This window comes from Gemmatimonadaceae bacterium (genome assembly GCA_020852815.1).
Classification (GTDB): domain Bacteria; phylum Gemmatimonadota; class Gemmatimonadetes; order Gemmatimonadales; family Gemmatimonadaceae; genus SCN-70-22.
Map to the genome: position 1 here is coordinate 217,926 of JADZAN010000028.1, position 13,728 is coordinate 231,653.

At 70.2% G+C, this 13,728-nt stretch carries 12 protein-coding genes; 8 read left to right on the forward strand and 4 right to left on the reverse strand.

The genetic code is table 11. The features are described 5' to 3' along the window. Positions 1-6 precede the first annotated feature (6 nt). Positions 7-510: a hypothetical protein gene (locus tag IT359_16015; protein ID MCC6930493.1), complete on the forward strand. Its 504-nt coding sequence runs from the start codon at positions 7-9 to the stop codon at positions 508-510. Positions 511-597: 87 nt separating this feature from the next. On the opposite strand, the gene glgC is transcribed toward IT359_16015, so the two are convergent. Beyond that, complete coding sequence (gene glgC / locus IT359_16020; protein ID MCC6930494.1) at positions 598-1,860, reverse strand: glucose-1-phosphate adenylyltransferase; 1,263 nt, start codon at positions 1,858-1,860, stop codon at positions 598-600. An 86-nt stretch (positions 1,861-1,946) separates the two neighbouring features. On the opposite strand from glgC, the gene IT359_16025 reads away from it, so the two are divergent. Both IT359_16025 and IT359_16030 read left to right on the forward strand, forming a co-directional pair. Next, a complete protein-coding gene (locus IT359_16025; GenBank protein ID MCC6930495.1) occupies positions 1,947-3,389 on the forward strand; it encodes a glycogen synthase in 1,443 nt (480 codons plus the stop codon). Positions 3,390-3,456: 67 nt separating this feature from the next. Beyond that, the gene (locus tag IT359_16030) at positions 3,457-3,993 is read left to right on the forward strand and encodes a DinB family protein (GenBank protein MCC6930496.1); all 537 of its coding nucleotides are present in this window, start codon (positions 3,457-3,459) and stop codon (positions 3,991-3,993) included. Between the two features lie 37 nt (positions 3,994-4,030). On the opposite strand, the gene IT359_16035 is transcribed toward IT359_16030, so the two are convergent. Together IT359_16035 and IT359_16040 are read right to left on the reverse strand one after the other, a co-directional pair. Further along, complete coding sequence (locus tag IT359_16035) at positions 4,031-5,851, reverse strand: amidase (protein MCC6930497.1); 1,821 nt, start codon at positions 5,849-5,851, stop codon at positions 4,031-4,033. Between the two features lie 249 nt (positions 5,852-6,100). Beyond that, positions 6,101-6,394, reverse strand: a complete 294-nt coding sequence (locus IT359_16040; GenBank protein MCC6930498.1) for a hypothetical protein — start codon at positions 6,392-6,394, stop codon at positions 6,101-6,103. A gap of 635 nt (positions 6,395-7,029) precedes the next feature. Between IT359_16040 and IT359_16045 the strand changes: the two genes are divergently transcribed. The 4 genes from IT359_16045 to IT359_16060 are packed head-to-tail and all read left to right on the forward strand — an operon-like array spanning position 7,030 to position 12,471. Then, positions 7,030-9,054 carry a response regulator gene (locus IT359_16045; GenBank protein MCC6930499.1) on the forward strand — a complete coding sequence of 675 codons (2,025 nt, stop codon included), beginning with the start codon at positions 7,030-7,032 and terminating at the stop codon, positions 9,052-9,054. Further along, entirely contained in the window at positions 9,051-10,115 is a 1,065-nt protein-coding gene (locus IT359_16050) for a HEAT repeat domain-containing protein (GenBank protein MCC6930500.1), read from the forward strand. Before IT359_16045 ends, IT359_16050 begins: the two co-directional genes overlap by 4 nt. Beyond that, positions 10,112-11,677 (forward strand): glycosyltransferase family 2 protein, encoded by a 1,566-nt coding sequence (locus tag IT359_16055; protein ID MCC6930501.1) that lies wholly within the window; start codon positions 10,112-10,114, stop codon positions 11,675-11,677. Before IT359_16050 ends, IT359_16055 begins: the two co-directional genes overlap by 4 nt. 17 nt (positions 11,678-11,694) lie before the next feature. Continuing rightward, positions 11,695-12,471: a YaiO family outer membrane beta-barrel protein gene (locus IT359_16060; protein ID MCC6930502.1), complete on the forward strand. Its 777-nt coding sequence runs from the start codon at positions 11,695-11,697 to the stop codon at positions 12,469-12,471. 721 nt (positions 12,472-13,192) lie between these two features. On the opposite strand, the gene IT359_16065 is transcribed toward IT359_16060, so the two are convergent. Further along, positions 13,193-13,531 carry a hypothetical protein gene (locus tag IT359_16065; GenBank protein ID MCC6930503.1) on the reverse strand — a complete coding sequence of 113 codons (339 nt, stop codon included), beginning with the start codon at positions 13,529-13,531 and terminating at the stop codon, positions 13,193-13,195. Positions 13,532-13,583: 52 nt separating this feature from the next. On the opposite strand from IT359_16065, the gene IT359_16070 reads away from it, so the two are divergent. Next, positions 13,584-13,728: IS110 family transposase (locus IT359_16070; GenBank protein ID MCC6930504.1), on the forward strand; the 145-nt coding region annotated here is incomplete at its 3' end.

Here is a 13,728-nt window from a genome sequence, read left to right on the forward strand (position 1 = left end):
CGGGACTTGCGTCCGCCGCCCCCGCCGCCCCCCGCCGCCGCCACCGCCCTGGCCACCATCGCTGCCTGCGCCCTCGCGATGGCCTGCGGCAACGACGGCACCTCGTCGGTCTCCGGGCAATGCGCCCCCACGGCGCGCTACCCCAATGCCATCGGCTGCGCCTACGTCTTCGGGCGCATCACCGACCCCAGGGGGCTCGCCCTCGACAGCATCGAGGGGCTGGTGCGAACGGGCGACAGCTGCAACTGCACCTCGCCGCGGCTCGAAGGCGACGACAACGGCTTCTACAGCGTGACCGTGCATCGCCTGTCCGCCGGCGGCAACGCACCCCCCTTCCTCGACACCGCGACCGCCACCGTCGTCGCCCTCGCCAGCGCCCCCAAGTACCCGCGGCACATCACCGGCGCCGCCTACTTCGACACCGCCCGCGTGGTGCTGCGCTTCGTCCCGTTAGGCGGCACCCCGCCCGTGAACGAAGCCAACCTCCGCATCACCATCCCCGCCCGCTAGGAACCGCCGCCCCCCCTCGTCCCCAGCCTTCGCTGGAACACGCTTCTCGTTCCCAGCTTTCGCTGGGACAGGCTTCTCGTCTTCTAGCTATTTGAGTGAGTCCACCATCGGCTGCGTAATCAACACCGTCCCGCGCTCGCTACGACGGAAGCGGCGCGCATCCTCGCGCGGGTCCTCTCCCACCACCATCCCCGCCGGGATCACCACGCCACGGTCGACCACCACGTTGCGTAGCCGCGCCCCGCGCCCGATCTCGACGTAGGGCTGCACCACCGCGCCGTCGAGCTGCGCATAGGAGTGCACCTTGACCCCGGTAAAGAGGAGCGTCTTGTGCAGCGAGGCGCCGGAAATGATGCACCCGCCCGAGACGAGCGAGTTCACCGCCAGCCCGCGCCGCCCCTCCTCGTTATGCACGAACTTGGCCGGCGGCGTCACCTCGGCGTACGTCCAGATGGGCCACTTCTCGTCGAAGATGTCGAGGTTCGGGACCACCGTCGTGAGGTCGATGTTGGCCTCCCAGTACGCATCGATCGTCCCCACATCGCGCCAGTACGCGTCGTGCTCGGCGTCCGACTTCACGCACGAGGTGCTGAAGCGGTGCGCCACCGCCTTCCCGTGCTCCACCACGTACGGAATGATGTCCTTCCCGAAGTCGCGGCTCGACGTCGCGTCGGCCGCGTCGCGGCGCAGGAGGTCGAACAGGAACGTCGTCCGGAAGACGTAGATCCCCATGCTGGCCAGCGCCATCTCCGGATTGCCGGGGATCCCCGGCGGATCCGTCGGCTTCTCGAGGAAGTGGACGATGCGATCCTCGGCGTCCACATGCATCACGCCGAACCCCGTCGCCTCCATGCGCGGCACCTCGAGCACCCCCACCGTCACGTCGGCCCCCTGATCGACGTGCTGCTGGAGCATGCGCTCGTAGTCCATCTTGTAGATGTGGTCACCGGCCAGGATCACCATGTACTCCGGGTGATAAGCCTCGATGATGTCGGTGTTCTGGTAGACCGCATCGGCCGTTCCCTCGTACCAGGCCGTCTCGCTCACGCGTTGCGACGCGGGGAGGATGTCAAACGATTCGTTGCGCTCGGGACGCAGGAAGTTCCAGCCGCGTTGCAGGTGACGGATGAGCGAGTGCGCCTTGTACTGCGTCGCCACCCCGATGCGGCGGATCCCCGAGTTGAGCGCGTTGGACAGCGCGAAGTCAATGATGCGCGCCTTGCCGCCAAAGAAGACCGCCGGCTTGGCGCGACGGTCGGTCAGTTCGTACAGGCGCGACCCGCGCCCCCCGGCCAGGACATAGGCCATCGTGTTGCGACCGATGGAGCCAGGACGATACGGGGCAGTCATGGATACGAGGCGTTCGGGGACGACGTGAGGGTCATGCGGGCCAGCGAAACTTTGCACCGCGGGCGGGCACATCGTAGCGTACGTGCATGAATGTCCTCTTTGTCGCCGCGGAAGTCGACCCCTTGGTCAAGACCGGCGGACTGGCCGATGTCGCCGGCGCCCTCCCCGCCGCCCTGCGCGCCATCGGCCACGACGTGCGCGTGGCCATGCCGCGCTACCGCGCGCTCCGCGAGAAGGGCGTCGCCATGGACGGCCCCATCGCCGCCTCGTTCCTCCCCATCGGCGAGCGCGCCGAGGAGCAGCGCGTCTGGCGATTGCAAGGCGGCAGCGCGCCCACCTATCTCCTCGACATCCCCGCCGCCTTCGAACGCAGCGCGATCTATGGTGAAAACGACGACCATCGTCGCTTTCTCCTGTTTGCCCGCGGCGTCCTCGACCTCCTCCAGCACCTGCGCGAAGTGGACGGATGGCAGCCCGACGTGGTGCACTGCCACGACTGGCACGCCGCACTCGTCCCCAATTACCTGCGGACGACACTCGCCTACACCTTCGGCCACATCGCCACCGTCTTCACCATCCACAACCTCGCCTACCAGGGCTTTGCCCCGTCGTCCACGATGGGGCTGGCGGGGCTCGGCGAGTGGGGATCGCTGGAGGACGCGTTAGGGGGGCGCTTCTACGGCGCCTTCAACTTCATGGCGCGCGGCATCGTGCACTGCGACATCGTCAGCACGGTGAGCCCCACGTACGCCGAGGAGATCATGACGCCGGAGTATGGCGAGGGGCTCGACGGCGTCCTGCGCTCTCGTCGCGATCGCCTGGTGGGGATCCTCAACGGGATCGACACGATGGTCTTCGATCCGTTCACCGACCCCAACCTCGCCGCCCCATACCGCGCCGACAGCCCCGCCGGCAAGGCCACGTGCAAGGCCGCGCTCCAGCGCGAGGCCAAGCTCCCCGTCGAAGGCCATCGCCCCCTCCTCGGCGTCGTCTCCCGCCTTGCCGACCAGAAAGGGTTCGATCTCCTCGAAACGGTCCTCCCCTGGCTCCTGCGCGACACCGACGCGCAACTCGTCCTCCTCGGCAGTGGTCATCCGCATCTGGAAGGCGTCTTCCGCCGCCATGCCGCCGAGCATCCGGATCGCATCTTCGTACGCACCGCCTTCGATGCGTCGATGGCGCAGCGCATCTATGCGGGGAGCGACATGTTCCTCATGCCGTCGCGCTTCGAGCCCTGCGGCCTGGGGCAGATGATCGCGCTGCGCTACGGGAGCGTCCCGATCGTGCGCGCCACCGGCGGGCTCAACGACACCGTGCGTGAGGGGCTCGACGGCAACGGCTTCCGCTTTCATCCGTTTGAGGCGTATCACTTCGGCGGCGCCATCTGGCGCGCGCTGCAGGCGTATCGCGATCGTGAGGGATGGGCGCTGCTGCGCGAACGCGGCATGCGCGAGGACAACTCCTGGTCACACGCCGCACACGTCTACGCGCGGATGTACGTCGCGGCGATGCGCACGCGGGGGCGCTAGCGCGGTCACTCGCGCAACGACTAACGACAGGTAGCACATCACCGACGGACCCACACGAGGAGGGAGCATGCCGCACCTTCGCCGGCCGCTGGCCCGTGAGTACGCCGCCATCCTGTCCGCCGAGATCGCACTCGTCCCCGACGTCGCCGACTTTGCCGCCATGTTGCGTGACAACGCCGACGTCACGCGCGCACTGGCCGCCGGCTTTGGCGAGGCACAGGCGGCACTGCGCTATGCCCCCGGCAAGTGGAGCGTGCGCGAGACCATCGGGCACTTGAGCGATTGCGAGCGCGTGCTCAGCTATCGGTTGCTGCGCGCGCTGCGTGGCGATGCCACGCTCCTTCCCGGCTTCGACCACAACGCCTGGGTCCCCGCTGCGCAGTTCGAGCGCCGTACGCTCGCCGACGTGGTGCGCGAGTTCAGCGCCGTGCGCAACGCGACCGTGGCACTGCTCGACAGCGCCGCCGCCGAAACGTTCGAGTTCCGCCTCAACGTGGGGACCGGGCACATCACTGGCGTTGCCCTCGCGTATCTCATCGCCGGGCACGAGCTGCACCATCAGGGGATACTGCGGGAGCGGTATCGGGAACCCCTCTCAGGATAGAAGACGAGAAGACGAGAAGACGGGAAGACGAGACGTCCTAGAAACCTTCCGGGCGGGCGGAGGCGGCGTTGGAGGCGCGCTCCAGGGCGATGCCGACGCGCGTGATCGTGCCCTCGTCAAAGAGACGGCCAATGAGGGTGACGCCGTGGGGGACGCGGCGCGGGGGATTAAATGTGGGGAGCGGGTTGCGGGGGTCGGGGGCCCAGTCGCTGCGCGCGGTGGAGACAGTCACGAAGCCGGTGCGCAGCGTCAGCGATGGATGCCCCGTGAAGTTGGTGACCGTGAGGGCCTCGTCGCGCAGCGAGGGGACGAGCAGGAGGTCCACCTCGGCGAACATCGACGCCAGCTCGTGCGCGAAGCGCCGGCGCAACCGGTCGGCCTGGACAAAGTCGACCGCCGACAGGAAGCGCGCCATGCGGAAGAGGTTGGGCCACGCATCGGGGACCTGCGACCTGAGCGTGCGGTCCTTGCCCGACAACGTGAGCTCCTCGAAGGCCGCGGCCCCTTCGCTGAACAGGATGTTCATCAGCGCGTTGTGCGGGATGTCGGGCCATGTCAGGTCGACGGGGACGAGTCCAAGCGTCCGCAGCGACTCCACCGCCGCACGGTCGACCGCCGTCGCTGGCGCCTCCTGCATCCACGCCGGGAAGATCCCCACCTTGAGCCCCTTCACCGGCCGCGACGCGTCGTAGTCGAGCGGGGCATCGACGCTCGACACATCACCCGCGTCGGCGCCGCCGATGGCTCGCAACACGAGCATTGCATCCTCGACGCCGCGCGTCATGGGCCCCAGCTTATCCAGCGACCAGCACAGCGTCATGGCGCCGGTGCGCGGCACGCGCCCAAACGTCGGTCGCAGCCCGGTCACGCCGCAACGCATGCTGGGGCTCACGATGCTCCCCCCCGTTTCGCTCCCGATCGAGAAGCCGACGAGCCCCGCCGCGGTTGCAGCTCCCGGACCGGCGCTCGACCCCGACGCCCCTTCCTCGGGGAGCCAGGGATTCATCGTCTGTCCCCCGAACCAGATGTCGTTGAGTGCCAGCGCGCCGAGCGAGAGCTTGGCGATGAGCACCGCCCCCGCCTGCTGCAATCGCGCCACCACCACCGAGTCGCGCGTGGGGACGCGGTCGCGGAACGGCTCGGCGCCGTAGGTCGTCGCGATCCCCGCCGTGTCGAGGAGGTCCTTGACCCCGAACGGGATCCCGTGCAGCGCCCCGCGAAAGCGTCCTGCCGCGATCTCCGCGTCGGCGGCGCTGGCCTGCGCGCGCGCGCGATCGGCGGTGAGCGTGATGACGGCGCGCAGCCGCGCGTCGTGCCGGGCGATGCGCGCCAGGTAGATCTCCGTCAGCCGCAACGACGTGAGCTGCCGGCGCTCGATCCAGCGCGAGAGCGCGGTGAGCGGGGCGAACGCGATGTCGTCGTCGGTGGCGGGAAGGGCCCCGGCGTCGAGCGCGGCGCGAACGAAGCGTGCGCGCGATGGCGGCGTGACGCCTACCGCCTGCGCCGGCCGCCACGTACTGGCCGGTGACAGCTCCGGCGGCAGCGCGACCGTTCGCGGCCCGCTGCGCCGCTCCATCGTGGACGCGAGCGTGCGGCGCCAGCTCTCCGCCATCATCGCCCGCTCATCCTCCCGATGCGTGACCTGCGCCAGCTTGGCCGCCTCGGCGAAGGTGATGGCCGTGACTTCGGGCCCCACCACCGGCGCCGTCCCGAAGGCAACTGGCGCTCCCGGAGTCGGTGGCGGTCCGCCAGCTGCACCTTTCCCACCTGTCTCCCCCTGCTCCTCGCCACGACAGGCGGCGGCGACGCCAAGAATTCCGATCGGGGCCTGGATGAGGAACTGGCGGCGCGTGTTCACGAGGCGTGCTCCGGTGGGGACTCTGCGAGGGGCATCATGCCCGACCTTGCAGGGCATTCGCGCGCAGGGCAAGAGCCCGCGCCGCTCGCGGACGCAAGAAGCCGCCGGTGACGGATTGCTCCGTCCTCGGCGGCTTCCTTCGCGCCTAAGGGGGATAAGGCGCTTCGTTCAGGGTGCGGTGTCGTGCCTCGCGAGTCCGAGCGCTAGCCGTGTGCCTTCACACGCATCCGCGCCCAAACCCTTGGACCATCACAACGCCGGGACGTTGTAGCCAGACGAGAGCGTCTTGTTGCCCTTGCCAGGCCTGGAGGGCGCGGGCGTGCGGACGGGGGGGGTGTCCGTCGAATCCGAGCCCGCCGTCCCGGTGCTCACCGTATCAGAAGTAGAACGCACCGGCGCGACGCTCGCCGACGTGGTGATGTAGCCGGAGCGGCTCTTGGCGCTCGGCCCTGTCATCTCCGTCGAGCACGCGGTGACGAGCGAGGTGACGGTGAGGAGGATCGCGATCGGGGCGAAGCGGCGAAGGCGGGCGGCGTTGATCATGGCGGGGGTTACTCGGGAAAGTGGGGGCTGCGTCCGGTGCTGCGTGACTGGCGACACACCAAGGCAGGTGCCGTGCCACAAATCCCTCTACGCAAAGCACTTAGCGCACTTCGGCGGCGTCCGGACACAACGACGGATGTTCGGTCATTCCGGGACTGCCGCTCGCGTCGATTCGGCCAGAATGTCGGAACATTCGTTTTCGGCCCGATGGAGCCTCGGCGGCCGAGCTGTGCGTCGGATCACACAACCGGCGCTTCCGCGCCACAGCGCTCCCCAGCGAGACGACGCGCGACGGACGGCAACAATTGCCGAGTGCGACGCGGCGTCGTGACGCACGCGCCCATCCTAAGTCCTTGTAGCTGAGACGATTGGAGGGCACTCGCCCCGGTAGCGGCAGGAATCGCCGCAATGGGACGCCTCGCCCGCCGCTCACGGCCAGCTTGGGGGGAGGACGACCCCGCGCCGGCCGGGCAGCCGTGGACCTGGAGCAGGATGCGTCGGACGAACACCCGCACACGATCGTTCGCGCTGTCGAGTGGTCTCCCTCGCGCCGGGGGTTGGGGGCTCACGCACGCCGGTCGCTCACTCGTGCAACCACGCCGCGCCCCGCTGCCGCGCGCTGGGGACGCAAGCGCGTGATCGGCCCCACCCCGCTCTTCACCGCCGTGCGCGGGGAGCAGGCCGCGCAGGTCTGGGCCCGCCTGCGTGAGCGACACCTGCGGCGTGTCGAGGTCCTCGAGCGCGCCGTCCTCGCGCTCATGGACGGTGAACTGGACGAGGAGCTGCGCGAGCTGGCCGAATCCGAGGCCCACTCGCTGGCCGGAACCGTGGGGAGCTTCGGGATGCGCGGTGGCTCGCGACTGGCCCGTGCCCTCGAGCAGTCGTTCTCGTCGCGCCACACGCTGGCGCGCCCGCTGGCCATGCGCCTGGCGGACCAGGTGCTCGCCCTGCGCCGCGAGCTGGAGCGCCCCGGTGCCACGCTCGCCGTTGCTGCTGACGGCACGCTCCCCGCGCGCATCCTCCTCCTCGGGAGCGCCGAGCGCTGCGATCAGTTTGTCGCCGAGGGGGTCTCGATGGGGCTCGAGGTCACCGCGCGGGCGCTTGGCGATGGGGCGCACGCCATCGCCGAGGAGGCGCCGGAGGCGATCATCCTCGAGGGGAACGACGACGAGCCCGACGCGCTCATCGCCCTCCTCGATTCGTTAGGCACGCGCCTCGCCGTCCCGGCGTTCGTCGTCACCGCGCGCGACACGATGGCCATGCGCCTGGCCATTGCGCGCGCCGGCGCCTCGGGGCCGCTCCTCCCGGGGCAGCCGCCGGCGATGATCCTCGAGCGCGCGGCGACCGCGATCGCCGCGCGCGAGCTGGGGCAACCATCCATCCTCCTCGTGGACGGCGACCCCTACGCGTTGCAGGTGACGACGCTGATCCTCGAACAGGGCGGGATGCGCGTCCTCCCGCTGGGCGACCCGATGGCCTTCTGGGAGACGCTGGAGTCGGTGCAGCCCGACGCCGTCGTCACCGCGGCAACGATGGCCGTGACGACGGCGGTGAACGGGGTCGACCTCTGCCGCGCCCTGCGCGCCGACCCGCGCTGGCGCGAACTCCCGGTCATCCTCCTCGCCACCGCCGACGAAGCGCCGTTCGTGCGCGAAGCCTATCTCGCGGGAACCGACGACGTGGTGCGGAAACCGGTGCAGCCGCTCGAGCTGGTCCCGCGCGTGCAGAACCGCCTGCGGCGCTCGCGCCAGGCGCGCCGCCCGCACGAGGTCAACGCCGTCACCGGGCTCGCCGGTCGCCGCAAGGCGGAGCGCGACCTCGATCGCTTCCTGCAGCTCGCGCGCCGCCACCGGCACGAAGTCACGCTCATCACCATGCGCCTCGATGGCTATGCCGAGGCGGTGCAGCGCCTGGGGCAGTCGGCGGTGGATGCCGCGTCGCTCGCCGTGAGCCAGCTCCTGCAGCAGTCGTTCCGCGCCGAGGACGTGGTGTCGCAGTGGGGGCCCAACCAGTACGTGATTGGGCTGTTCGACGCCAACGCCGCCAACGCCGCCACGCGCGTGCGGGAGATCATGGCGGCGCTGCGCGCCCGCCGCTTCCCCGCGCCGTCAGGCGCAACGCTGGCCTTCACCTGCAGCGCCGGCATCGCCACCTTCCCCGACGACGCCGGCGACGTGCGATCGCTGCACGACGCCGCCGACGCCGCCCTCCTCTCCAGTGGGGGCGCATCCTCCACCGAGGTACTCGGCGTCGCCAGCAACCCGCACGAGCGCGCCACCGGGCGCATCGACGTCCTCCTCGTGGAAGACGACGCCGCCGTGGCCACGCTCCTCGTGCACGCGCTGCAAAGCCGACAGTACGAGGTGCGCTGGCTGCGCAGCGGGCAGGAGGCGGCGAGCGCCTTGTTAGGCGAGCCACCGGAGATCCGCGCCCGCCTCATCCTCATGGAGGTCAACCTCCCCGAGCTCGACGGGCTCGCCCTCCTGCGCTCGCTGGGGGAACAGGATGTCCTGCGACACACGCGCGTGATCGTCCTCTCGTCGCGCTCCACCGAGGCCGAGACGGTGCAGGCCTTCGAGCTGGGCGCCTTCGACTACGTCCCCAAGCCGTTCAGCGTCCCCGTGCTCGCGGAGCGCATCCGGAGGGCGATGCGCGCATGAAGCAATCGCTCCTGTACCAGGTCTCGTACTACCTGGCGTACCTCGAGCTCACGCTCACCATCGTCTTTGCCGTGGCGCTGGCCACCAGCGCCGCGCTCGCGCGCTGGCGCCGCGCGCGACACGAGCGCCTGTGCACCGCGGGGCGTGAGGTCCTGGCGCGCGCCATTGCCGCCGGCACCATCGACGACGCCGGCGTGGCGACCTTCGAGCGCCTGCCGTGGACGGTGCAGCAGGAGCTGGTGCACGAGTTCGGCGGCGCGCTCACCGGGAGCGGGCGCGAGCGCCTGTCCTCGTTAGGCCACCGCACCGGCGTCACGCAGCGCGCCGTGTCCATGTGCGCGTCGCCGTGGTGGTGGAACCGGCTGGCGGGGGCGCGCGTCCTCACCGCGCTCGACCACGACGCCCCGGCCATGCACCCGCTCCTGCGCGATCGCAGCGCGGTGGTGCGGGCGCAGGCCTTTGTTTGGGCCGCGGGGCGCGACGACCAGGCCATCATCGACGAACTCGTCTCGCGCCTGGCCGACCCGGCGCGCCTGTGCCGCTTCACCGTGCAGGACTCGCTGTTGCGGCTGGGGCGCCCCGCAGCCACGGCGCTGCGCCGCTTTCTGGCCGACCCCGAGCGCCCGGGGCTGGCCGACGCGCTCTCGGTGGCGCGCGGGCTGGGGCAGCCTGAACTCCTCGACCCTACCCTCGCGCTGGTGTCGCACTCGCAGGGCGAGATTCGCGCCCGCGCCGCCGCGGTGCTCGGCGTGCTGGGGGGTGAACGCGCCGTCGAGGCGCTCACGCAGCAGCTCGGCGACTCCACCCCGGCGGTGCGCGCCGCCGCCGCCCGCGCGTTAGGCGAGCTGGGGGCGTGGACGGCATGCTCGGCGCTGTTGCAGCTGCTGGGCGATACGGCCTGGCCGGTGCGCCGGGAGAGCGCGCTCGCGCTGCGGCGCATGGGTGGGGCGGGGACGCTCACCTTGCGGCGCGCGCTGGGCGCCGAGAATCCGTTTGCCGCCGACATGGCGCGCCAGGTCCTCGACCTCCCCGAGACCGTCTACTTGCAGGTGACGGTATGAACACATGGGCCGATGCGCTCATGCGCACGCTGCTCGCCCTGGCGGGCCACCTGGGCGGCTTCGCCGCCGCCATGGCGCCGGTGGTGGCGCGCGTCCTGGCGTCGCTCGACTTCGCCATCCTCATCTACTTCATCGCCATCAACGTCTCGTACGTCCTCCTCGTCACCTGTGCCACCTGGGAACTGGCGATGCACGTGCTGCGCATCCGCGGCGAGTCGCGCGCGCGCATCATGGGGTCCGCGGTCACGCCCAGCATCAGCATCCTGGCGCCGGCCTACAACGAGGAAGCGACCATCGCCGAGAGCGTGACCGCGCTCCTCGCGCTGCACTACGCCAACCTCGAACTCGTCGTCATCAACGACGGCTCGCCCGATCGCACACTGGAGGTGCTCAAGGAGCGCTTCGAGCTCCTCCCCATCCACAGCATCGTCTGGAAGCGCATCGAGACCAAGCCCGTGCGCGGGCTCTATCGTTCGCGCAGTCATCCCAACCTGCTCGTCGTGGACAAGGTGAACGGGGGGAAGGCCGATGCGCTCAACGTGGGGCTCAACCTGGCCACCGGCGACCTGGTCTGCGTGATCGACGCCGACACCATCGTCGATGCCGACGCGCTGCAGCGCCTGGCGCGCCCCTTCCTCAACTACCACGACATCCTGGCCGCGGGGGGGACCATCCGCATCGCCAACGGTTCCACCATCGCCACCGGGCGGGTCACCGACCCGCGCGCGCCGCGCACCTTCGTGGCGGGGGTGCAGGTGGTGGAGTACTTCCGCGCCTTCCTGTTCGGGCGGCTGGGGTGGAACCTCGTGGGCGGGAACCTGATCATCTCCGGCGCCTTCGGCCTCTTTCGCCGTGACGCCGTGATTGCGGCTGGCGGCTATACGCACGACACCGTGGGTGAGGACATGGAGCTCGTCCTCAAGCTGCGCCGCCAGGCGTACGAGGGCCGGCGCTCGCACCGCGTCCTCTTTGTCCCCGACGCTGTTGCCTGGACCGAGTGCCCGGAGTCGCTGCGCGTCCTTGGCCGGCAGCGCGACCGCTGGCATCGCGGCCTCGCCGACGTGCTGTGGCGCCACCGTCGCATGCTGTTCAACCCGCGGTACGGCGTGGTGGGGATGTGGTGCTATCCGTATTTCGTCTTCGTCGAGCTCCTGGCCCCGGTCGTCGAGCTGCTGGGATGGATCGGGCTCGTGCTCGGCGTCGCCGCGGGGCTCCTCAACGCGTCGTTTGCCATCCTCTTCTTCCTCATGGCGTACGGCATTGGCGCCGTGCTCTCCATGTACTCGCTCCTGCTGGAGGAGTGGAGCTTTCCGCGCTACACGCGCTTCAGCGATCGCGTGCGCCTGGTCTGGTTCCTGATCCTCGAATCGTTTGGCTATCGCCAGCTCACCGTGGTCTGGCGCCTGCGCGGGCTGTGGAAGTTCCTGCGCGGGCGCACCGACTGGGGGCGCATGGAGCGCCGCGGCTTTGCCAAGCCACCGGCGGGGGGCGCACCGCCTAACGCGGTGACCCTCGCTCCCGCCTCGCCAGACTCGACGCGCTCGACGACCGCCGTCGTCTGACCCTCTCCCACCCATCCATGTCTCGCACCCTTCGCACACTCCTCCTCGCCGCGTTGTTCCTGTGCTCCGCCGAATCGCTGGCGGCGCAGGACCCGTGGCGCCACGTGATGACCGTCGAGCTGCGCGCCGGTCGCGATGCGCTCAGCAATGGCGCCGCAGCGTGGCAGGACCAGGGGGCGTCGCTCCGCTACAGCGCGAGCACCCGAGCCGGCCTTGGCGTGGGCGCCGAGCAGCTGCAACGCTTCGGAAGGGAGGACCGGCGCGCCACCGCCGAGCTGTTCATCCCGCTTGGGCGCCGCGTCACCGTTGGCGTGGAGGGCGAGGCGAGCGACACGCACGTCATGGTGCCGCGGCAGGGAGGGGCGGCGCAGCTCAACCTTGCACTCCCTGCCGGGTGGGGACTTACCGCGCGCGGTGCGCTGCGCCGCTATGACGACAACGACGTGCGCGGCGGATCGGCGGGTATCGAGAAGTATCTCGGGAACGCCATGCTCTCGTACTCGGCGACCGCCATGCAGCTGGCGAGGCTCGACCCGGTGGTGACGCATAGCGCACGCTACGCGTACTTCTTTGGCGATCGCGGTTCGTTCACGGTGCAGGGGTCGGTGGGGACGGAGGTCGAGGCGCTCATGGCGACGGGGCCGCTCGTGGTTCCGGTGCGCGGCGTGGGCGCGTGGGGGGTGATTCCCGTGGCGCCGCACCTGGCGCTGACGTGGGCGAGCGACGTGTCGCGGCACGCGGGGTTCTTCACCCGCAAGCGGGCGCAGGTAGGGGTGCGCGTCGTGTCGCGTTAGGCGCGGGCCCCGGATGCCGCGCGGGAGGGGCGTGCGCTTCGCCGACCATCGCCGCGCGCAGCGCCCTACTCCGGCCATACCTCCACCTGCCCGTTGGACTCGTTGAGCGAGAAGATCGGGCGAAGATCGGGCGCGGATGCAGCTCCGCTTTCGGATGCAGGTCGGCCATGGGCTACGCGGAGCTTCGTGGCACCGCGCAGCGCTTGAGCGCTTTGGCCCGCTCTCGCAGCCGGTCGAGCACCGCGAGCTTCTCGGCGAACGGCCTAGCCGACGCCGCGCGTCGTTCGCCGAGGCCAGCGCTTCGGCGAGGAGGGCATCGTCGGCCGGAAGAAACCGGACCGGCCAGTCACCGATCAACAGATGAGCGCCCTCTACGCGCGCCCCGCGCGCTATCAGGAACTGGTCGATCGGTCCGAGGGGTGCGAGTGACGGGGCAGTCGAGTCGGGGACGGCGACAAATACCTCCACGTCTTCCGTGGCCACTGGCTCGATGTAGCGCGTGGCACCGACCGCGCCTCCGATGGCGAATCGGGGTACGGCGCCAGCGCGTTCAAGCGCCTCAAGCTCAGCGAGGACGACTCGGAGGGACATGTGTACGAGAATACGGTCCGTGCTGACGCGCGGTAAAGAGAGCCCGCACTTCGCGCCACTCCGCGCTTGTTCGGGCAACGCCCCGCCAGCACCTGATTCAACGACGGATCGAGCAGTTCGATCGCCAGCCCTACTCCAGCCACACCTCCACCTGCCGGTTGGACTTGCTGAGCGAGAAGATCGAGCACGGGTAGAGTTCCGCTTCCTGCTGCAGGTCGGCCATGATCGCGTCGATCGGGATCTCCTCGGCGCGGACCTTCTGCACCACGTCGTTGGGCATCACCTCGATGAGCCAGCGCGCGCTCCTGGCGGGGAGCGCCACGCTCACGCGTTCCTCGCCGTCGCGCACCACGCGCACCATCAGGTTCTTGGCGGGGGCGCCGGGTGCGGCATTCCTGGCGTTGAAGAACGAGCGGACCCAGGTATAGGGCAGCGCGCCATTAGGTGGTGGGTGAGGGACGTGGGCCATCGGGGGCGAACGATCGCCCCGTGAATCAAGCGCGCTCGCCGCCCTGCGCGGTGTGCAACGCCTGACCGCCACGACGCTCGTGAGCGAAGTCGGGACGCTGCGCCGTTTCGCCACCGCGCGGCAGCTGATGGCCTATGCGGGGCTGGTCCCGCGCGAGCACTCCAGCGGGGGGAGTGTGCGCCGCGGGGCGATCACCA